The 21618-nt window shown below is 34.1% G+C and carries 18 protein-coding genes, 1 tRNA gene and 3 pseudogenes; 11 read left to right on the top strand and 11 right to left on the bottom strand.

The window, feature by feature from the left end; all coding sequences use genetic code 11:
- The first annotated feature begins 196 nt into the window (after positions 1–196).
- Together AASI_RS03850 and AASI_RS03845 are read left to right on the top strand one after the other, a co-directional pair.
- On the top strand, positions 197–1012 hold the full coding sequence (locus tag AASI_RS03850; RefSeq protein ID WP_012472899.1) for an AraC family transcriptional regulator: 816 nt from the start codon (positions 197–199) through the stop codon (positions 1010–1012).
- A gap of 112 nt (positions 1013–1124) precedes the next feature.
- Positions 1125–1553: a VOC family protein gene (locus AASI_RS03845; protein ID WP_238541585.1), complete on the top strand. Its 429-nt coding sequence runs from the start codon at positions 1125–1127 to the stop codon at positions 1551–1553.
- A gap of 349 nt (positions 1554–1902) precedes the next feature.
- Here AASI_RS03845 and AASI_RS08100 read toward each other — a convergent pair.
- Both AASI_RS08100 and AASI_RS03840 read right to left on the bottom strand, forming a co-directional pair.
- Positions 1903–2611 (bottom strand): annotated as a pseudogene (locus tag AASI_RS08100) (IS1 family transposase).
- A gap of 501 nt (positions 2612–3112) precedes the next feature.
- Positions 3113–3185: transfer RNA gene (locus AASI_RS03840), tRNA-Phe, on the bottom strand.
- A gap of 152 nt (positions 3186–3337) precedes the next feature.
- Between AASI_RS03840 and AASI_RS03835 the strand changes: the two genes are divergently transcribed.
- The gene (locus AASI_RS03835; RefSeq protein ID WP_012472897.1) at positions 3338–3814 is read left to right on the top strand and encodes a hypothetical protein; all 477 of its coding nucleotides are present in this window, start codon (positions 3338–3340) and stop codon (positions 3812–3814) included.
- Between the two features lie 104 nt (positions 3815–3918).
- Here AASI_RS03835 and pth read toward each other — a convergent pair whose 3' ends face one another.
- Genes pth through AASI_RS03820 form a run of 4 tightly spaced genes read right to left on the bottom strand, consistent with a single transcriptional unit; the run spans position 3919 to position 5402 of the window.
- Positions 3919–4494 carry an aminoacyl-tRNA hydrolase gene (pth, locus tag AASI_RS03830; protein WP_012472896.1) on the bottom strand — a complete coding sequence of 192 codons (576 nt, stop codon included), beginning with the start codon at positions 4492–4494 and terminating at the stop codon, positions 3919–3921.
- 25 nt (positions 4495–4519) lie between these two features.
- The gene (locus AASI_RS08800) at positions 4520–4687 is read right to left on the bottom strand and encodes a hypothetical protein (protein WP_012472895.1); all 168 of its coding nucleotides are present in this window, start codon (positions 4685–4687) and stop codon (positions 4520–4522) included.
- 43 nt (positions 4688–4730) lie between these two features.
- Positions 4731–5096, bottom strand: coding sequence for a hypothetical protein (locus AASI_RS03825; RefSeq protein WP_012472894.1), 366 nt, complete (start codon positions 5094–5096; stop codon positions 4731–4733).
- 15 nt (positions 5097–5111) lie between these two features.
- Positions 5112–5402: a hypothetical protein gene (locus tag AASI_RS03820; RefSeq protein WP_148204943.1), complete on the bottom strand. Its 291-nt coding sequence runs from the start codon at positions 5400–5402 to the stop codon at positions 5112–5114.
- Between the two features lie 99 nt (positions 5403–5501).
- On the opposite strand from AASI_RS03820, the pseudogene AASI_RS03815 reads away from it, so the two are divergent.
- The 3 genes and pseudogenes from AASI_RS03815 to AASI_RS03810 all read left to right on the top strand — a co-directional run.
- Positions 5502–5840, top strand: a pseudogene (locus AASI_RS03815) (IS982 family transposase); the annotation flags it as partial.
- Between the two features lie 122 nt (positions 5841–5962).
- A complete protein-coding gene (locus AASI_RS09325) occupies positions 5963–6154 on the top strand; it encodes an Rpn family recombination-promoting nuclease/putative transposase (protein ID WP_083758824.1) in 192 nt (63 codons plus the stop codon).
- Positions 6155–6232: 78 nt separating this feature from the next.
- The gene (locus AASI_RS03810) at positions 6233–7387 is read left to right on the top strand and encodes an ATP-binding protein (RefSeq protein ID WP_012472892.1); all 1155 of its coding nucleotides are present in this window, start codon (positions 6233–6235) and stop codon (positions 7385–7387) included.
- Here the strand turns inward: AASI_RS03810 and AASI_RS08090 are convergent.
- From AASI_RS08090 to AASI_RS03795, 4 genes are all read right to left on the bottom strand, one after another.
- Positions 7371–7565 (bottom strand): Arm DNA-binding domain-containing protein, encoded by a 195-nt coding sequence (locus AASI_RS08090; protein ID WP_083758823.1) that lies wholly within the window; start codon positions 7563–7565, stop codon positions 7371–7373. The two genes, AASI_RS03810 and AASI_RS08090, sit on opposite strands and share 17 nt — an antisense overlap.
- Before the next feature lie 274 nt (positions 7566–7839).
- Entirely contained in the window at positions 7840–10857 is a 3018-nt protein-coding gene (locus AASI_RS03805; RefSeq protein ID WP_012472891.1) for an ankyrin repeat domain-containing protein, read from the bottom strand.
- A 592-nt stretch (positions 10858–11449) separates the two neighbouring features.
- Positions 11450–12655: a phosphoglycerate kinase gene (locus AASI_RS03800; protein WP_012472890.1), complete on the bottom strand. Its 1206-nt coding sequence runs from the start codon at positions 12653–12655 to the stop codon at positions 11450–11452.
- Positions 12656–12711: 56 nt separating this feature from the next.
- Complete coding sequence (locus AASI_RS03795; protein ID WP_316936670.1) at positions 12712–13701, bottom strand: L-threonylcarbamoyladenylate synthase; 990 nt, start codon at positions 13699–13701, stop codon at positions 12712–12714.
- A 486-nt stretch (positions 13702–14187) separates the two neighbouring features.
- Between AASI_RS03795 and greA the strand changes: the two genes are divergently transcribed.
- The 5 genes and pseudogenes from greA to AASI_RS08605 form a co-directional block, all read left to right on the top strand.
- On the top strand, positions 14188–14661 hold the full coding sequence (gene greA, locus AASI_RS03790; protein WP_012472888.1) for a transcription elongation factor GreA: 474 nt from the start codon (positions 14188–14190) through the stop codon (positions 14659–14661).
- A 131-nt stretch (positions 14662–14792) separates the two neighbouring features.
- Positions 14793–15191, top strand: a complete 399-nt coding sequence (locus AASI_RS03785; protein ID WP_012472887.1) for an HIT family protein — start codon at positions 14793–14795, stop codon at positions 15189–15191.
- 187 nt (positions 15192–15378) lie between these two features.
- Positions 15379–17127 (top strand): ABC transporter ATP-binding protein, encoded by a 1749-nt coding sequence (locus AASI_RS03780; RefSeq protein WP_012472886.1) that lies wholly within the window; start codon positions 15379–15381, stop codon positions 17125–17127.
- 469 nt (positions 17128–17596) lie between these two features.
- Positions 17597–19417, top strand: a complete 1821-nt coding sequence (gene typA / locus AASI_RS03775; protein ID WP_012472885.1) for a translational GTPase TypA — start codon at positions 17597–17599, stop codon at positions 19415–19417.
- A 393-nt stretch (positions 19418–19810) separates the two neighbouring features.
- Positions 19811–19974 (top strand): annotated as a pseudogene (locus tag AASI_RS08605) (IS1-like element ISCaa1 family transposase); the annotation flags it as partial.
- A gap of 81 nt (positions 19975–20055) precedes the next feature.
- Here the strand turns inward: AASI_RS08605 and AASI_RS03765 are convergent.
- Positions 20056–21486: a leucine-rich repeat domain-containing protein gene (locus tag AASI_RS03765; RefSeq protein ID WP_012472884.1), complete on the bottom strand. Its 1431-nt coding sequence runs from the start codon at positions 21484–21486 to the stop codon at positions 20056–20058.
- Positions 21487–21618 lie beyond the last annotated feature (132 nt).

Below are 21618 nucleotides of genomic sequence, written 5' to 3'. Positions count from 1 at the left end.
GATATTTCTTATATCAAAACTATTTCAATTTAACAATACCCTTTAGAGATATACTGGAATAAGATTAAGCAAGAATTGTCTATTTCCTACTTTTGGATTAGGTTATCAATATTTTTGTTGAGGTATAAATGAATCCTTTAAGTAGATATTTGATAATTTAGTCTTTGTCAGTTCCCTGTTAAAGTTTGTTTATGTAATGCAGCTACCTATAGATCTTAGTAAGTATTTTAGTCCCATACAGCCAACCATCAAAGGGACAGATAAGCAAGTAGCCTACAGAGAGTGTTTACCTGATATAAGGTTGCAAAGCTACATTTATTGTTATTGGGAGCTCAAGACCAACCAGGCTCTTGCCAATAAGTTTTATTATAGGGTAGTAGCTGATGGCTGTATGGATATATTTTTTGAACTCAATCAGCCAGCTGAAAATTATGTAATGGGCTTCTGCAAGCAATACACAGAGTTCTTACTTAGCAATTGTTTTCATTATATCGGTATTAGGTTCTTGCCAACCATGTTTCCACAAATTTTTAAGATAAATGCTGCTGAAATTAGTAACCGATTTGAGAGATTGGAAGTTGTCGCGTCCAAAACTTCCACTTTTATTGGAGACTTTATTTCACCAGACCAAACTTTTGAGCAGATCAAGAACCTATTTGACCAATACTTTTTGTACATGATCTCGAATGTAAAGTGGAATGAAGATGGGAGGCTTTATAATGCTATCGATATTATTCTCAAGAAAGCTGGTGTTATAAATGTTGAGAAAGATCTAGATACAGGAATAAGTTTAAGACAACTACGTAGGCTGTTTGAATTTTATATTGGTGATACTGCTAAGACCTTCAGTAAAGTAGTTCGATTTCAGAACATACTAAGAGTCAAGCCCTCACAGCAAAGTTTAAGGGAAAATAAATTGTTTTTTGATGTAGGTTATTATGATCAGGCACACTTTATCAAGGAATTTAAGAATTTTTATGGTGTTACTCCCAGTCGGGCGTTTGAAAGATGATTTTGTCCGTTTTTTACAAGTTAGAGTTTACCAGCGTTCCGATTTTTGTTACTTAAAATTAAATATAATGAAACAAATCATATTTATACTAATAATTCTAAGTATTAGCATTATGTCCTGTTCACAACCAAATTCTAACTTAAAAATTAATAATAAAATGAAACTAAACGCAGGTATTATTACCAAGAAAATGAGTGAAACCAAAAGCTTTTACACAACTCTTTTTAATTTTGGAGTAACGTTCGAAAACGAATTTTATCTTTTACTACATACTCCAAATCATGAATCAGAAATAAGCTTTTTGTTACCAAATCACCCAAGCCAACAACCTCTTTTTCATAAGCCATTTCAAGGGCAAGGTGTTTATTTAACTATTGAAGTAGATGATGTAGACAAGGTATATAACGAGTTAAAGGAAAAGAATATTCCAATTAGAATTGAACTACGTGATGAACCATGGGGTGACCGTCATTTTGCAATAGAAGATCCCAACGGAATAGGTATCGATATTGTAAAATATTCCCCCCAGCAAGATCAGTAATAACATTTTGTGTTTTAGAGAGGAAATAAGAATTTTCAGATTCCACAAGAAGAATTAGTCTGTCAAGTAAAGCAGCTATATGACTCTGTATATTTAACACACTCCTAACACAGATAATTGACTTTCAAGGAAGTTTAGGTATTTGCAGGAAACCAAGTATGAAATGTGCTTTAGACTTTGCTGAAAAACTCTAATGCTATAGTGTTGGGGTGTTTCCGAAAGACAGTTCGTTACAGCTTCTTATTGCCTACTTTTGCATGACTGGCAAAAAGCAATTCGCACCGAAGGCGAAAGTATATTAAAATTAAAAAAGTCGTATTTTACCTTGGTAAGCTAGAGAAAACCTAGTTTAAAAAATTGGGATTTTCAAACTAAAGAGAGTAGATAAGATAGAAAATTTATACATCAATAAGTATAAAGACAACTCGACTAAACTTTCTGTTTTAGAGTAACACTTGTTTTTCCTTTTAAAACTAGCCATATAATGCCTCACATTAGCATTATATGACTCTATATGTGTTGTTTGCTTTTCCGATACCTTATGCTTATGAGCATTTATAAACTGTGTATACGCTGGCCAATGGTCTGTCGCATATCGACAAACCATATCTTTTATTTTGCTCCAAAGCTTTTTTCTGTGCTTGCTTCCCGGCTCCCCGTGACAAAGTCAAGTATACCTCCCCCTCTTCGCTCCAGTACAAACCAAACTCATACTTTTTTTATCCTACATAATGCCACATCTCATCCATTTCTATGACCTCTACTACTTGCTTTTTTTAGCCTTGTTTTGCTCATGGTAAGCTTGCATCCATTCTCCTGCTGCTCTTATCCATTTCAAAACTGCCACATTAATCACTCCTAACACCCCTAGCTATTACCCCAAATCCCATATTCTTTAAATATAAATAGATAGCCATTCTTTGTTTATATATACTCTTTCCCCTACGCTCATCTACTTGGACAAAATTAAAGCCACAGCTTTTGCAGTTGTACTTTTATTTGCCCCGCACTTTCCCATTGTTGATGGTTTTATTTGATTTACATCGCTTACATTCCATATGAGTTTTTCTCGCTAACTTAATAACTATGCTTAAATTAGCAAACCCAAATTAAATTAATCGCTTTTAAAGATTAATGGTTTAAGGTCAGTTATAAAATTAAAAGATCAAGTCGAAGAAAGGAATATTTTGTTTGAAGGGGCGGTAGCTATACTGTATTTTATATCTATAGTATGGCTACATTAGATTATTGGTACCCGTTCAGGGATCTGCCAAAGACAAAACCGTTGTTTTTAAGTGAAAAACCCCAGTCGTATATGTAAATACAACTAGCTACCAAGTATAAAAGCCACTATATACCAACTGTAAAAGGTAGGTTTAAAGGTTACTTGGTAAATAAAAGGGGTTTTTAAGCTAATTTTAGAGGATGTAGACCCCTGGACGGGTACGATTATTGGAAGTAAAACCCGACTACCCCCAATTCTATAGTGTATTATCTTAATACTGTGCAGAGTATTCGTTAAAGATCTTAGTCTTGCAGCGTTCAGTTAATAAAAAATGTGGTGATGAGTGGACTCGAACCACCGACACACGGATTTTCAGTCCGATGCTCTACCAACTGAGCTACATCACCTTTAGCTTTAGGATACAAATCTATATAATTAGCTGTTCTGCTGCAAACAATTGAGAAATCTTTATACAATTTTTATGATTTGTTTTATTCGCTTATTAATTTAGACCAGCTTTTAAAAATATACGCTACCAATACATTCTAAACTGGAAATTATGTACATCCCTTTTCAACAATTATCAGATCAATCATCTATTTGGGTTTACCAAGCTGACCGTGGGTTAAGTGCTACAGACGAACAAGCTATTCTAGAGCAAGCAAAAAAATTCTTAGAAAATTGGTCTTCACATGGACGCCCCCTACAAGCAAGTGCAGCAATAAAACACGGTTACTTTTTAATACTAGGCATTGAGAAAGCTGATTTTGAACTAACATGTTGCACGACTGATAGTGCTATACAGTTTTTGCATACACTTAAATCCACTATGAATATCAATTTCCTTGACAGAAGTAAAGTGGTACTAAGAACAGACAATGCCTATTTAGCTGTTTCAGTGCGTGAAGCAAAAGAGAAACTACAAGATGCGTCTCTATCTTCTGATACCTTCACCTTTGATAATACCATAACACAGAAACAGGATTTAGAAACAAGATGGCTAATACCTATAAAAGATGCTTGGTTTGCTAAATAACCTTCAACCCAGTTTAACAGGACTTTTTTCAAATACTAGCAAACATCCAGTAACAGCTAACAGTAGCATTCTACATATTATTAATAGTTAAAATGCTACTGTATTTATGTTATGCTAACATCAGCATTGCACTGTTCCATTGTCCTAGTAATACCTAGTGTGCTAAATGACTTTATTATCTTGCAAGCTTGATTAATTGGCGATTCTAATAGAGACAATTCTTGATCTTTAAAACGTGATAATACATAATTGGATTGTTGTCCTTTCGTAAAATCATTTCCTATACCAAAGCGAAGCCTAGGGTAAGCTTGTGTTTTCAAATACTCCTCTAAGCTTTTTAAGCCATTATGTCCAGCACTACTTCCTTGCGGCCGTAGCCTTAATTTGCCAAACGGCAAAGCAAGATCATCTACAATGGTCAAGGTATTTTCAATAGGTATTTTTAGCTTATTGATCCAATACTGTGCTGCTTTACCACTAAGGTTCATATATGTAGTAGGCTTGATAAGATATAGTGATCGTCCTTTATAGCTAAAAGAAGTAATAAGGGCCAACCTATCTATCTGAAATTTTACCTGATGCTCGGCCGCTAGCTGGTCTAGCACTTGAAAGCCAATATTATGTCGGGTTAATTCATATTCATGACCTATGTTACCTAAGCCAATAATAAGATATTTCATAAAAACTTATTTGATTTACTAAGCACTACTTTTTAAAGTTTACTAATTTTTCAATAGTGTCTCTTAGTACTTGTCCTTCTATTGTAACTTCCTTTCCAAGCAAAATAATTCCATTATTTGATTCAAAGGTAATTGAGCCTTGTATAACAGTTTTTCCTGCTAAGGTAATTATTTGAAAATTATTACATTGCACTGTATGTTTTTCCTACAGCATTTCTTATTACAATCAGATTTCTTTACACATATGCTTTTGGATATAACGATATAACATCTTTTAACAAGGTTTTTCCAGACATTATCGTAATAGTATTTTCAAAACATGCCTGCAGCGCATCAACCTTAACTACAATATCAACCTCTTTCTGAAAAACCGAATTTCGAGTTTTGAAAAACCCTAATATATTAACCTTATCTTCAAAAGCTGTATTAAGTGCTTCAAATTTCTCTACAACATCTAATAAACCTTTAGCCTTGCTGCTATTAATAGGAAGCCTCCCTCTTACAGTAAGGTTATCAAACTCTGTGTTGATTATATATGTTTTGCCCTGGATAGAAGTAGAACCACTGATAATAGTATTACTAATCCATACGCTACCTTTCACTTCTACATCATTAACTTAAGAATCTACTACCTCCAAATATCCAAAAACTTTAGTAGTTCCTTTCGCTACTACATGTTCTAACATTCTTTTTCCTATACCATAAACTCTTTCTAGAGTTTTGTGTCTATAGTCTGGCATTACAATTGTGTACAAGAATGGATTAATTTCTTCCTCAGTTGGTAATACTTCGTGGTTCTTAATAAGTTTTTCGGATTGACTTTGTGCATAGACACAGAGAATTTGTGAAATAATGAATGGGAAAAGTACAGAACCCAAAATAACAAGCCATATCTTTTTAAAGGACATAATTTTCATACCTAACCCAAGTTGCTAGTGATTGATAAGTAAAAAAATAAAAAACATTTGATCTTGTTTCTGCCTTAAACCAATAAACCGGAGGCCATTATGATTGATAAACTGATATACTCATTTATTGACGACTTACTCAAGTATTTACATCATCAAGAGAATAAAAAAAGGAAGTTGTCAGATGCAGAAGTGCTTACAACAGCTATCGTTTCAGCCTTATACTTTGGCGGACATCTTGACAAAGCCCGACCGTTTATGCATTCTACTACACTTATCCCTAGCATGCTCGATAAAAGTAGGTACAATCGCCGTTTGCATGCTATAGGAGAAGAGATAACGACCCTCTTTTTAGCAATAGGCAATCTCATCAAGCAAGTAGCCTCCTGTAAGGATTTTGTGTTGGATTCCTTTCCCATAGCTGTGTGCGATAACATATATACTCGCTTAGGTTTGCAAAGAAGTAAAAAAGATATAAGTATTATAGTTGTTGTAATTAAAATTTATCCATATCTGATTAGCTTTGGCATGTAGGTAGGAAAGATACAGATAACCTTTAGATAGATGTTTTAGAAAAAGTTGAATTAACATCTTTGAAGCTTACGAACAAAAGTTATGTAACGGATGAACTTAAAGAGTTTCATAATGATTTAATATTTTCCTTTAAAATAGACGAGCAGCCAGGATATACCTACTGTTTGTTGCTAGCTGTGTTATACAAAACCTGGGCAGTGTTTTTGATAATATTCTAATTATTTTCTTAAAATTTTCTTTTGTATCATAGAATTACCTTGTAATTTCGAACTTGTACTTCGAAATTACAAGGTATAATGAAACGTAATCGATTTTTAGCTAAAATTAAAGAGTTATTTAGGGTCCATCCTATTTGTGCCATTTTAGGGCCTAGGCAATGTGGTAAAACTACGCTCGCTCGCCAATTTACACAAGAAAACAATTTCCATCAGGTGCATTGGTATGATTTGGAAGATCCTAGAGATCTAGCTCGGCTTGACCAGCCCATGCTATCACTAGAATCCTTAGAAGGGTTAATCATCATTGATGAGATTCAGCGTAGGCCTGACTTATTTCCCCTCTTGCGAGTACTTGTGGATAGACAGCCTGCTCACCAGCAGTATCTAATTTTAGGTAGCGCTTCAAAAATACTTTTACAACAATCTTCTGAGTCACTTGCCGGGAGAATTGGATACATGGAATTAACCCCTTTCTCTGTATCTGAAACTCATGATATAGATACATTATGGGTACGTGGTGGATTTCCAAGATCTTTTTTGGGTGATTCAGATGCAGATAGTTTTACCTGGCGTACCAATTATATCCGAACTTTTCTGGAAATGGACTTGCCTAGCTTAGGATTTAATATTCCTGCGCAACAGCTCTATCGTTTTTGGATGATGTTAACTCAATATCATGGTCAGCTATTTAATGCGAGTGATTTAGGACGTTCTTTAAGTGTATCAGATCATACAGTACGCAAATATTTAGATATTTTAGAGGGAACCTTCATGATTCGCACCTTACAACCATGGTTTGCAAATATCCAAAAAAGGCATGTTAAGACCCCTAAAATATACTTTAGAGATAGTGGAATATTAAATGCTCTTTTAGATCTCCCCAACCGTACAGCCATGGAACGATATGCTCGTTTTGGAGCACTGTGGGAGGGATTTGCTTTAGAAGAAATAGTAAGATTTCATACCCTACATCCCAACCAAGCTTTTTTCTGGCGTACGCATGCAGGTGCAGAATTAGACCTACTATTTAAACAGGAAGATCGATTAATTGGTTTTGAATTTAAATATGCTGATGCGCCTAAGCTTACACCTTCCATGCGCTTAGCCATAGAAGATTTAGGACTAGATAAGTTAAATGTAATTTATCCGGGAGATGTAGATTATCCGCTTGGGTATAGTATCCATGTATATGGCTTGAAGAGCTATCTTAGCCAGACTAGGGATGCTGGGTGAGCCAATTTGAGGGCGCCTCACGAAAGGGACTAAACATATCAAAATCCCATAAACTAGCTGGACAATAAAGCCCTGTTGAGAAGTACTTCTTAGCTTTTAGCTGGCTGATATGCACTATTAAAAGATGTGAACCATCCGCCAGTGTCTTACTTTTATATAGTATAATTGATATTTTCATTAATTTATACTATTTCTTCGCCCCTTATCAAGATTGATTTATAGATGACAATAGGCCTGCTGTGGAACAAATATTATAATAAAAGGTAAAAAATCACAAAATAATTTGAGAAATAAGATATGTATTTAAAACGTAAAAAAGCCGTTTTTTGTTTTGTAAAATAGTAATTTTTTACTTTAAAGATTTAGTAATTCTAGCTATTGAGTATTTCGCAGCAGGTCTATTCTACTTTTTAGAAGGAATACCCCCGATTACTATTACTTCGAAAAGGATTTTAAGGCAATAAGCCTGCTATAGCCGTATGCCCTTTTTGAATAGCTAAATCTCTGGCTGTATGGTCAGCATTATTTTGTAGGTTAAGATCTGCCTCTACTCTTATTAGTAATTCAACAATTTCTTGATGGCCTTCTCGAGCAGCTAGATGTAAAGGACTAAGCCCAAAACAATCTTGTTCATCAATGTTAGTATTTGCATCTAGTAATAATTGGACTATAGCTCTATGGCCATGTTTTGCAGATAAGTGCAATGGTGTTCTGCCATCTCGATTCGTAAAATCAATATCTAAATTAATCTTTGCGCCTGCATCTATTAAATGTTGCACCATTCTTGTATAACCTCCTTGAGCAGCCAGATGTAGGGGGCTATTACGTTGCTTATCTGCCGATTCTAGTAAAAGACCAGCTAATTCTGTGTATCCTTTTTTAAGAATTAAACGGACTGGTGTATTAAAATATTTATACCTGGCATTTAGATTAGCGCCATTTTCTATTAAAAGTCTAGCTATTCCTGTATATCCTTTTTCAAGAGCTAGATGTAAAGGGGTTTGCCCATGGTGGTTTATGCTAATATTTACATTGGCTCCCTTTTCTATTAATTTTTTAACCATTTCTATATTGCCCAGCTGGGTAGCTATATGCAAGAGAGTTTGCCCTTTTGTATTTTTAATATTAACATTAGGTGCATTATCTAGAAAACATCTAATTAATTCAAAACGCTCTTTTTGAAACATAAAATGCAAAGCAGTATTACCTTGGTTATCTTGAATACTAATATCAGCCCCTTTATCTATTAATTTTTTAACCATTTCTATATTGCCCAGCTGGGTAGCTATATGCAAAAGAGTTTGCCCTTTTGTATTTTTAATATTAACATTAGGGTCATTACTTAGAAAATATCTAATTAATTCAAAACGCTCTTTTTGAACTATAAAATGCAAAGCGGTATTACCTTGGTTATCTTGAATGTTAATATCAGCTCCTGTCTTTATTAAAGTTGTTATCAAATGTATATCATTATTATTCATGACTGCCAAGTATAAGGGAGTAAACCCTTCCTTATTCTTAATATTTATATCTGCTCCTTTTTTTAGTAATAATTGGACTATTTCTATATAGCCATTGCTAGCAGCATGGTGCAAGGGAGTACATCCAAGCTCATTGTTCGTATTTATGCCTAACCTTGTTTGTATAATTAGTGTGGTTGATTCTTCATTTTCAATTATATGTTGGGGTAAGGGGCCTATGCTTGTTAGCAACTTAACTGCTTCCATGTTGCCATTTAAAGCAGCTAAATGTAAAGGAATAGCTCCCTGATCATCTCTATCACACATGCTAGCACCATAATTTAGTAACAGTCCTGCTACTCCTAAATTGCCACTACCAATAGCTACATGCAATGGAGTTTGATTACGATTATCTCTAACTTGTACATGTATATTCTCGTTTTTTAACAAAAACATCAATATATCTGAGTGCCCCTTTTCGGCTGCTATATGCACGAGTGTATAACCATGTATATTTTTTGTATTTATATCTGCTCCTTCAAATAATAAAAATTTAATTACTTCTATCTTTCCACCTTTAACAGCCTTATACAAAGGTGTTTCTTCCTCTTTGTCTTGCGTGTTAAAGTCAGCTCCTTTTTCTATTAATAACTTAACCATTCCTAAGTGGCCTTGTTCAGCAGCTATATGTAGTGGTGTTTCCCATAAATCATTTGGCATCTCAATCTCGGCTTCCTGTTCTAATAATAAGTTAGCTGCTTCTATATGACTGAGCATAGTAGCATAATGTAAGGGGGTATTACCATCATTACACTTAGCATGGATATTAGCATTGCTATCTATTAATAATTTTATTATATCTTTTCTTCCTATGTAAGCAGCTACATGTAAAGGTGTATAGTTCTCTCCGATTTTTGAATTTATGTCTGCTTTTTGATTTATTAGTAACTTAATTGTTTCTAAATTACCTTCTAATATAGCAAGGTGCAAAGCACTTGCGTTTATATATGGAGATGTGTTTACATGGTTGCTATTTCCTGTATCAATAGCATCCTGTGAGGCATTCGTCTTTGAGGTGTATTCCTTATTATGATTAAATAAGTGCAGTAAGGTTAGCCCCATTACTACAAGTGGCCTATTATCATTATTTAAAATTTTCAACAAATGGCTTCTTTTCTTGTCATCAGCATCATCTCGAAATTTACCTTCTTTTTTTAAGAGTAATTTCATTATTTCTATATTCTTATGCTCAAAGGCTAAATCGAGAGGAGTATTGCCGTCTTTATCCTTAGTGTTTATATCAGCTTCTTTTGCTATTAAAAATACGACCATATTTATATGTTCGTTCGTAACAGCTTCATGTAGAAGAGTTTTATGATATTCATCTCTATTATTTAGACTATTTTTACCTATTAAGAATTTAGCTGCTTCTATATTTCCTTTTCTTACAGCTAGCTGTAAAAAGGTTGCGTTAGTATCTTTATTTTCATCATATTTTTCATATAGATCCTTAATTATTTTTTCTTTTATTAGCTCGGTTATATGCATATTTAAAAAGTCATTTACTCTTTTGAGTTTATTTATCAGACCAGGAGACATATAGGGGATGATCTCGGCCAAGAGTGGGATAGTTAAACCTAAATTTATCTTCTCTCTAGGAGATAGAAAGTGGATTAGTTGATCCCTAGGTTGTGGGGTAAGTAAGCCTAAATTTGCCTTCCGTTCATCAACTGTCATTGTATTAGAACCATTTGAAACATCTTCTTCGATCGTATTTTGATTACTTGGTACAGCCACGGCATCAGTCTCTACGGGTAAGCTTGGTGAACTAGCTATTACTGGGTTATTAATGGGCGATATAGGTAGGGTATTTGGCAGTGATAAACTATCGTCATTCACTAATTCTGACGAATCATTTGTAATTGCAGGGTTAGGGTTATTGCCACCACATCCTAATGTTAATAATAGAAAGAAACTTATTACTAGGTGAGACAGTATCAGTCTTTGCATTTTTCGAAATGTTAAAATTATATACGGTATTAAGATAAGAAAAAAGGTTATACAATCAAGTATTACTTTGAAGGGTATATAAGGGGAAAGTAGATGAAACGGTATAAGTAAATGCTTCTATTTATATATAATTATTTATCAAGAAGGAGTTTCCTTCTTTTAACAAACACCATCTTTCTCTCTTTAAAAGGAAATGTATGTACTACAACATGTTTAGGGCTAAAGAAGACATGGGCAGCCCACTTATGCATATACCAGGGGCTGTTGATCCTTTTGACGAATCTAAATCTAATAAGGATAATTGAAATAGACCCTAACGTATAGAGGAATGAGCTTAGGGGGTATATAGACAAATCCCTCTATAACCAGTAGGCCTCTTTCGAAACTAAACTTAAAGTAGTCAGAAACTTATCTAAACACAGGTGATACTATAGTTTCGAAAGAAGTCTAGTATGATAGCGCATGAAGCGATAAAAACCGTAACAATCATCTATGCTTGTTTAAAGATTATAAACTTAATAGAGGAGAATAAATTGACCAAGATCAGACAAAATCTAATAGATTACTCCTATCTATATGCAACGAGTTATTGTTAAACATTATTCATATCAGCATTCAAAGCTTTAAGAACAGGTAAGTCAGGATTCGCTAAGTATGCTAACAGAGCTCCTCCTCCTGTAGATATGTAGGATACCTGTTTCTCATAACCAAACTGCGCAGCAGCTGTTGCAGAATCCCCCCCTCCTATTAAAGAAAAGGCACCTTTTTTTGTAGCTTTTGCCACCGCCTGCATAATAGCTTGTGTCCCATGACTAAAAGCAGCTAATTCAAAAGCACCAATAGGACCAGCCCACAAGATAGTCTTAGAACGCTCAATAACATTAGCAAATAAGCTTTGTGTATGGGGTCCAATATCTAAAGCCATCCAATCATCTGGAATTGAATTGTTAGATACTAAGTCAGTTCTTGCATTACTACTCCAGGCATCAGCTATAACTGCATCGGTAGGCAAGACAATACTCACTCCCTTTTCAGTGGCTTGGTGTAATATAGTTAAAGCAAGCTCGTGCTGTTCAGCTTCTACGACTGAACTACCTAATCTTCCCCCTAATGCTTGGTGAAAGGTATTAGCCACTCCACCACCAATCAACAAGTTATCCAACTTGCTTAATAAAGCCTCCATAGTCTGTATTTTATCCGTAATCTTAGTACCTCCTATAATTGCTGTAAAAGGCTTTTTAACAGATGTTAACAATTTATTAGCATTAGTTATTTCTTCCTGCAACAGGCAACCTGCTAACTTATCTGACATATATTGCATAATGCCATAAGTAGAAGCATGCTTTCTATGTACAGCACCAAAAGCATCATTAATATAGACATCTCCTAGCTTTGCTAAGGCCTGTGCAAAAGTAGATTCTCCTTTTTCTTCTGCTGTATGAAAGCGCACATTTTCTAATAATAATACTTCCCCATTTTGCAGTAATTTAGATTTTTCCTCAGCCTCATTACCTATACAATCTGATGCAAATCTAACTATTGTGTCTAGCTTGTCTGTTAGATAAGGAATAAGGTGTTTAAGAGACATACTATCTACATAACCATGCTTAGGCCTGCCTAAATGAGACATAAGGATAGCCGCACCACCATCTGCTAAAACTTTTTGAATGGTAGGAAGCGTTTTATCTATCCGTATACTGTCAACAATTTGATTATTGTCATCTAACGGCACATTAAAATCTACTCGAATTAAAGCCTTTTTATCCTTAAAATTGTAATCTTGAATATACCTTATCATATAATTTTACTACTTTTTTAGTTTAGATTATGTAAGAGGAGCCCTATGTATACTCTTTATATTCTACTAGCACTGGCTCTTACTAATCGATCATTAATAGCCATACCTAAACCTTGATGGGGTACGAGGCTACACAAAATAACATCAATATCTAACTGATCTAATTCACGTAAAGCAGCAAACAGATTATATGCTGCTTCTTCTACTTTACCAGTGGGAGCCAACAAAATCTGTTGCCCTTTATTTACTCCTTCATAATATTGATCAAAAGCAAGTATACCAACCTTTTGACTCCCATATGTTACAAGTAAATCTGACATATTGCCTAATTTAAGAAGCTTATTAGGTGAGTAATGGTAAGAAAGGCTGCCAGGTGTTACTAATTTTTCTATGGGGTTGCTAGCCGTAAGGTTATTATGTAGGATAACAGTTCCAACTAGCTTTTCAATAGATGCTATTTCTAAACCTCCTAATCTGTATACGATCGTTTTACCATCCTCAAAACCTACAATAGTAGATTCAATTCCTACAGCACAAGTACCTCCCATTAGAATATAAGGTATTTTGTCGCCTAACTGCTCTTTTACATGTTCAGTAGTAGTAGGACTAACATAACCAAAAGGATTAGCGCTAGGTGCTGCCAAAGGAAAAGGTATTGTCTTTAAAAGCTGCAGTGTAACTGGGTGATTAGGAATTCGAATAGCTACTTTATTACTACCAGCAGTAACCATATCAGGAATAGTAGCTTTTTTGGGTAATAATAAAGTAAGTGGGCCAGGCCAGAAATGCTGGGCTAATATTACAGCTTCGGAAGGTATCTCTTTTACAAACTCATTAATTTGCTCTATATCACCAATATGTATAATCAGTGGATTAGACATAGGCCGTTGTTTGATACTAAATACTTTTGAGACAGCTGCTTCATTATAAGCATTGGCAGCCAAGCCATATACAGTTTCAGTAGGAATGGACACTACCTCTCCCTGTTTTAGAAACTTTGAAGCTAACGAAATATCTGTACCAATAAGACCCATTTTATATTTCAAAATTTATTCTTAAATTGTTGTTGCGCAAAAATTGTATATTATGGTGAATTACAATGATAGGCTTTACTATCTTTGCTAACACACAAGTGGATACTTAAAACTATGAATCAGAAAACTAGGCTAAAATTACGAATTATTGCCATAATTATTATGATATTGGCCATAGGTATGCGACTCCAATTCATTATCATACCTACCCTAAATTATTATGCATTTTGGCTGGTAGTAAGTAGTTGTATACTGTTACTTATTGCTAACCGATAATTTTAGTTTATTTTTCAGTCTTTATTTAGACTGTGTCCTATTATGCATTTATTTTATTGTTAAAAAGAATAATGTTAAAAACTAATACCATACATAGCACTACATTTATTACTCTTCTCATCGTGGTGATTATGTCCATACACCTCTTATTACCTTATTAACAATATTATAATAAACACAGCAGAGATTTTTTAATATAAAAATTTACAAACCGATATAATTATGGAAAAAGTTTCCTATTACACAGAAGAAGGCTTACAACGTCTTAAAGGTGAGTTAACCCAATTAAAAAGTGAAGGAAGGGCAAAAGTAGCAGAACAGCTATCCGAAGCGCGTGACAAAGGAGATTTAAGTGAAAATGCTGAATATGATGCAGCTAAAGAAGCACAAGAGATTTTAGAACGTAGAATAGCCAAACTAGAGGAGCTAATGATTAATGCCAGAGTCATTAATAAAGACAATATTAACACCTCTGCCGTTTCTATTCTATCTAAAGTAAAGATTAAAAATAAAAAACTAGGCAAAGTAAGCACTTATACTATGGTTTCTGAAGAAGAGGCAGATTTAAAAGAAGGTAAGATTTCTATAGAGTCTCCTATTGGCAAAGGGCTCCTAGGAAAAAAGGCAGGCGAAGTTGCTATCGTAGAAGCTCCAGCAGGAAAAATAGAATTTGAAATTTTAGATATTAGCTTTTAATATCATAAATTTATAATATAGGTACTCTGGCACATCTATATTGTTTCAGGTAGTTAGCTATAATATTGTAATGGCAATCTAATAGAAACAATATAGATGAAGTACCTAATAAAAGGCAATTATTATAAGATATGGCAAGCATATTTACACAAATCATCAATAGGCAGCTTCCAGCACATATTATAGCTGAGAATGAGTATTGTATTGCCTTTTTAGATATACATCCGCTCGCGCAGGGACATACTTTAGTAATACCTAAGTTAGAAGTTGATTATATATTCGATCTAGCAGATACAATACTCAGCCAAATACTTCCATTTGCTAAAAAAGTGGCAAAAGGAATTCAAGAAGTGATTCCGTGTGCTCGAATAGGCATGGCAGTAATAGGCTTAGATATTCCGCATGCTCATTTACATCTCATTCCACTTAATAAAGCTAGCGATATCAATTTTAACAAAAAGCCTTTATCATATACCCAAGAAGAGCTAGCCAACATAGCTCAATTAATTAGACTGCGAATATCTGCCTAACTATTAGCATGTTAACGTTATAAAGATAAAATAAGCAATACCAGCATACTTGGTTGGCATATAATATGGGTAAGAACAACTTTATATAGATATTATTTGGATATTTATATAAAATTATTTAGAATTACGTTTTAAGCTCTTTACTGAACGCGGCAGAAGGGCCTCAATTTCGCAGGCAATATCCACCATGGAAACAAAATCTATTTTTTTATTCTTTTGGCAACATGTAAAACCTTACAAATGGTTTTATGTTGCTATGCTTATACCCCCTGTTTTAAGCAGCTTTTACCCATTTGCATATAACTATTCTATTAAACTGCTTCTTGATATACTAGCAAAAGCAGATAATACGTTAAGCTATCAGCAGATGTGGATACCTATAGCGCTCTTTTTAGGAAGTAATTTCGGTTTGGAGTTTATCTGGCGTATTAGCCATATAGCAGCTTGGAAGTCTTTACCGTATGTACGTAGGTCTTTTTTACTTCAAACTTACGATTATGTACAGCATCATTCATATCAATATTTTCAGAACAATTTCACAGGTGCTATAACTAGCAAAATGAAAGGTATCTTAAGTGGATATGATAAGATTTGGGCTGAGATACATCATGGACTAGCGCTTGTAGCACTAAAAATTTTAATTAATTTAACTTTTCTTATTGTAGTTAATACTAAGCTAGGTCTGTTCCTATTCATATGGAGTGCCTGCTTTTTTGCTATTATGTATAAACTATCTAGGAAGTTAGATCAGCTAGCATTTGCAGAATCAGAAAGCCAACATGCACTTATTGGGCAAATTTCTGATAAGATCATGAATATCATTTCTATATTCTCATTCGCTGCTCACAAACGTGAAGTTAATTTGCTAGATAAACACATTTCACAGGATTTCATTCCTAAGCAGATTAAGCTATACAAGTACGATTTTAAAATACAGATTATTGGAGGTATTTTATACTTTACAAAATTTACCTTTATCCTATTTTATACAATCCATTTAAAAATACAGGGGCTTATTTCTGTGGGAGACTTTGCCTATATATTAGGACTTACTCTAGCACTATCAGAAGATATGTGGCGTGCTACTGTGTCTTTCCAAGATTTCTTGAGTAAAGTGGGCGATTTAAAAAGCGCATTTTCTATCTTATATATACCACAAGACAACCTAGACCTACCAGATGCTAAACTTTTGCATATCGCTAGCCCTAAAATTGAATTTAAGCACGTAGATTTTAGCTATGCAGATGAGGAAGTAGTGTTTAAAGACCTTAACTTAATTATTGAACCAGGAGAAAAAGTAGGCGTAGTAGGTCAATCAGGAGCTGGAAAGTCGTCCCTTATTAATCTACTGATGCGTTACTTTACTTGTGACAAAGGAGAAATTTTGATTGATGGCCAGAATATTAATCAAGTAACCCAGGAAACCCTCAGGCAACAAATTGCAGTTATCCCACAAGATACGCTACTCTTTCATAGAACACTATTAGATAACCTGCGTTATGGCAACCCAGAAGCTTCTGAAAAAGAAATTATTGAAGCTTGTAAAAAAGCGTATATTCATGATTTTATCATGAGCTTACCCAAAAAGTACCAAACTTATGCTGGTGAAAGAGGTCTTAAATTGTCAGGAGGACAACGACAACGTATTGCCATTGCTAGAGCTATTCTCAAGAATGCACCTATACTCTTGTTAGACGAAGCGACTTCTGCACTAGATAGCCAGACCGAAAAGCTGATACAAAAAAGCCTCGACATGCTTATCTCAGGCAAAAAGCAAACTGTTCTAGCCATTGCACACAGACTGTCCACTCTTAAACATATGGATAGAATTATTGTTTTAGATAAGGGAATTATTGTTGAACAAGGCACACATGAACAACTTATCCAACAACCCAGAAGCTTATACAGTAAGCTTTGGAAATTACAAGAAATTTAAACAATAAAGTTTTGTAGACTGAGCATATTGGTTAATACATATTTACTCAATAGCTAATAAAATGAAATGTGTCTGGAGCTGAAAATCAACTTACTTACAAAAAAAATCTTCACTCATACGCACTTTACATTTTAGAAATTACACTGCTACATTACAAGGCGATTTTAAAAAGTTGAAAGATTCGGTTACTTAGTTTATAACCTATAAACAAATAGGATTAAGCTTGTTATGCCTTATTCCATTTGATTAAAAGTCACACTAATTTAAGCTGAAGACGATTGACAAACAGCATAAAAGCAATAAGACGCTTCCTAAAACAATAACTCATAGCAAAGCTTAACATAAATTTTGTGTATTTATAAAGCAATCTATTTAGAAAATAGCATTAACTTTATGCATTCGTATATTGCGGGTATTTGGAGAAGCCAATGATACTATCTTACAAGCCCCTTGACCTATCAAATAATCCATGACAAATATTAGAAATTTAGCCATTATAGCCCACGTGGATCATGGCAAAACTACACTTATAGATAATATATTAAAGCAAAGTAATACTTTCAGAGAAAACCAACAGGTAGATGAAAGGATTATGGACTCCAATGAATTAGAAAAAGAACGGGGCATTACTATTCTTGCTAAGTGTACCTCTATCTACTATAAAGATTATAAAATGAATATTGTGGACACTCCTGGTCACGCAGATTTTGGAGGTGAAGTAGAACGTGTCCTCTCTATGGTAGAAGGAGTTGTGCTACTTGTTGATGCTTCTGAAGGACCTATGCCACAAACTAAATTTGTATTAAGCAAAGCGCTCAAGCTTGGGCTTAGGCCTATTGTGGTAATCAACAAGGTTGACAGGACAGACAGTCGTATAGAGGAAGTATTAAACGAAGTTTTTGAACTATTTTCTGCATTGGATGCTACAGAAGAACAATTAGACTTTCCTGTATTATATGCAGTAGGTAGAGAGGGATGGGCCGTAACTGACCTAAACCATGAGCGTAAAGACTTAGAGCCTTTATTTAACCTTTTTATCAATCATGTACCTGCTCCTAAAGTAGATACAGACGCTCCCTTTTCTATGCTTGCTACTATACTATCCTCTGATCCCTATGTTGGTAAGATTTTAATTGGCAAAGTATATAGTGGCATAGCTAAAATCAATACCAATGTTAAAGCCATTAATTTAAAAGGAGAGCTGATAGAATCAACAAAGCTAACGAAACTGTTTGGATTTAAAGGGCTTGAAAGAGTTCTACTAACAGAAATAGCAGCAGGAGATATCATTGCCATTGCAGGGGTTGAAAAAGCTTCTGTATCTGATACTATTTGCGATGTAGCTATCACAGAGCCTATAAAATCCACCCCTATTGATCCGCCTACTATGGCTGTTAATATTGGTGTAAATGACTCTCCACTAGCAGGTCAAGAAGGTACTAAAGTAACTTCACGGATGATTTTAGATAGATTGAAACGTGAAGCAGAGACTAACGTAGCCATTACATTAGGTGTAGACGAGAATTCTGAAAGCTTTGAAGTAGGTGGAAGAGGAGAATTACAATTGGGTGTATTAATCGAAACAATGCGTAGAGAAGGATTTGAGCTATCTGTTTCTCGTCCACGTGTATTATTTAAACGTGACGAAGAGGGAAAATTACTAGAACCTATTGAAGAAGTGGTGATTGACGTAGATGACCCTTATAGTGGCGTTGTAGTTGAAAAATTATCCAAAAGAAAAGGAGAACTAAAAGATTTACGACCTTCTGGAGGAAATAAATCCAGGATAATTTTTCATGTACCCTCTAGAGGTTTAATTGGTTATCAAAGTGAGTTTAGAAATGATACACGTGGCACAGGTGTACTAAGTAGAATCTACCATTCTTACGAGCCATTTAAAGGTGAAATTGAGCAAAGAAGAAATGGTATGATGATTTCTAATTGTGATGGTGAAACAACTGCTTATGCTATGTTTAACTTAGAAGAACGTGGAATACTATTTATTCCTGCTAGAACAAAAGTATATGAAGGCATGATTATTGGGGAACATAATAGGGAAAATGATTTAGATGTTAATCCTGTCAAAGGGAAAAAATTAACCAATATGCGAGCCTCTTCAAGTGATAAAGCAATTATTTTAACACCCCATAGAGAACTAAACTTAGAAGAAGTCATTTCTTACATTGCTGATGATGAATTGGTTGAAGTTACGCCTAAAAGTATCAGATTAAGGAAAAAAGCACTTCTTCCGCACGAAAGAAAGAAGCCTGGTAAAAAGGATTTTATATAGGCATAAAACCCTTCAGAAGAAGCTTTACCCCAAGCTATATTAAATAAATATAGTACTTGGGGTAACAGCAAAATTAGACTTAATTTTAAACTTGACTGAACTGATAAACAGAAACTAAAAGTATAACCTTTCATAAAACCCTAGGTAGTACAAACTAGCAAATGACGTTTGCTAAGGCGCCTTTACTGCTAATAATCCTTAAATTATCTTTTATATCGTTTAAACCAACAATCGCACCGTATATTAAAGAGTTTTTGAAACCTATCGATTCACCATATTTAGACAGGTTTATTTATAGATTTTTGAGTTTTTGGAAGGGCGCTATCTCAATAGCAAGGGATAACCCCTAACATCTTAATCTTACGCTACAAATATCCTTAGCATAAGGTATAGAAAAAGCAGACAACACACATAGCATCACATAATGCTAATGTTAGGCATTATTTAGCAAGGTTCCGTAGAAAAACCAAGTATTATTCCAAATTAGAAAGGTTGGTAGAGTTATCTTTATACTTATTGATATGATATATAAAGATTTTATCTTGTCTATATTTTAGTTAGCAATTCCGTTTATTTATATTATCTAGATTTGCATTTTCAGGCTTTTCTTCCTCTCATTTCATTGAAAAATAGTTGATTTAAAATACCCATTCTACATGAGGATAGTGTTGTGTCAAAAAAAGTTGTGTTTTCTTCTGTATGTAATTTACTCTTACATCTAGCTTATAAATTTTAGTGTCTTTTAAAAACTCAGCAATTTTTTTAATACCGCTATCACTTATATCATTGTTAACTAAATAAAGTTCTTCTACATTAGAACCGGCTAAATTTTGGATTAACTCCATTATACCCTTCTTCCCTATTCTGTTACCGTGTAAACCAAGTATTTTCACAGGAGTTGTAGATAGAATTCTTCCAAGTTCTCCTAGTCTGTTCTTTATTGGGTTGCAACCTAATTGAAGGCATCTTACTTTAGTTTTAGATAAATTTTTAACAAGCTCACAAGCTCCCTCTGCTGTTATTTGATTACCGGTTAGAATTAAATTTTCTATATTACTATCTTGTATATTTTTCCCAAGGCCTGCAGCCCCTTTATCTCCTATTTTATTACTACCTAAGTCCATAATTTTTAAGTTATGGCATTCAGGTAAATAAAGAGATATTCCTATAGCCCCTGCGTCTCCTAAAAGATTATTCTTTAGATAAACTTCATATATAGAAGGCCATAAAGGTAAACTCTTACCTAAATCAGTGGAACCTTTAGATGTTATGTTATTAAACATGGCAATTAATAACTTAATTCTACTATATTCTAAATATTTACCTAACTGCCATATCTCAGCATCATTTATATCCATAAAACTCAAATGTAATTCCTCTACCCTTGTTAAAGGTAAATAGCTCCAAAAAGCTCTGGGCAACTGATCAATACTTCTCATTAATCGATAAAAAGGGAAAGTTGGAATAGTTTGTGGGGTATAATCCAATTCCGTAAAATCTATAGTTCTTTTAATTGCACAGGGTACTACTAGCTTAGAGTCTACTATGGTTTTATTTAGGTAACGATTTGCTTGTCTAAGGTGTAATGTTTCTTTTAAAGGCAAATAGTTCAATAAATTTGCAAAACACTGCTGGTTTTCGACAATATTATTAAAGGATACATTTGTAGCCTTTTTTCTTGTCGCTTTTCTTATAGATATAGAAATAGCCCTTTTTCTTTGTTTGGCACCTGGACTGGAGGGTTCTTTATGAATAACAGGTATATCACTGACTATATCTTCCTCAACAAGCGTCCTTCTTTTCTTTTTTTCTGTAACTACTTCTTTTTGTTTCTCTTCTACTTTTCTTTTGCCAGAAAATTTTATGTCTTCAACAGCTCTACTTAAATGTTTATGATCTCCAGGATTATCTGTAGTAGCTTGCATTCTTGCTAGCCTCTTGGTAGGTAACTGTTTTATAGCTGGTACAATATCTTGGTTTCCTTCAATTCTACAGCTCTGTAAGGCTAAGCTCATGCTTATTAGAGCTAATACTGTATAATTTTGGCAATTCTTGTAGGTTTTTCTCATAGCAGTTATATATTAGATTTTATATAGTACAGCTACAAGTAAATTATCAATTATTTTCGCTTCTTCATTCTATATAAATATTCTTCATGTTCTATTTTTTATTAATCACCTTTCTAAGACACAAATAGTGTT

Source organism: Candidatus Amoebophilus asiaticus 5a2, assembly GCF_000020565.1.
Taxonomy (GTDB): domain Bacteria; phylum Bacteroidota; class Bacteroidia; order Cytophagales; family Amoebophilaceae; genus Amoebophilus; species Amoebophilus asiaticus.
Note: the sequence above shows the minus strand (reverse complement) of the source record. Positions and strands in the feature narration are given on the sequence as shown.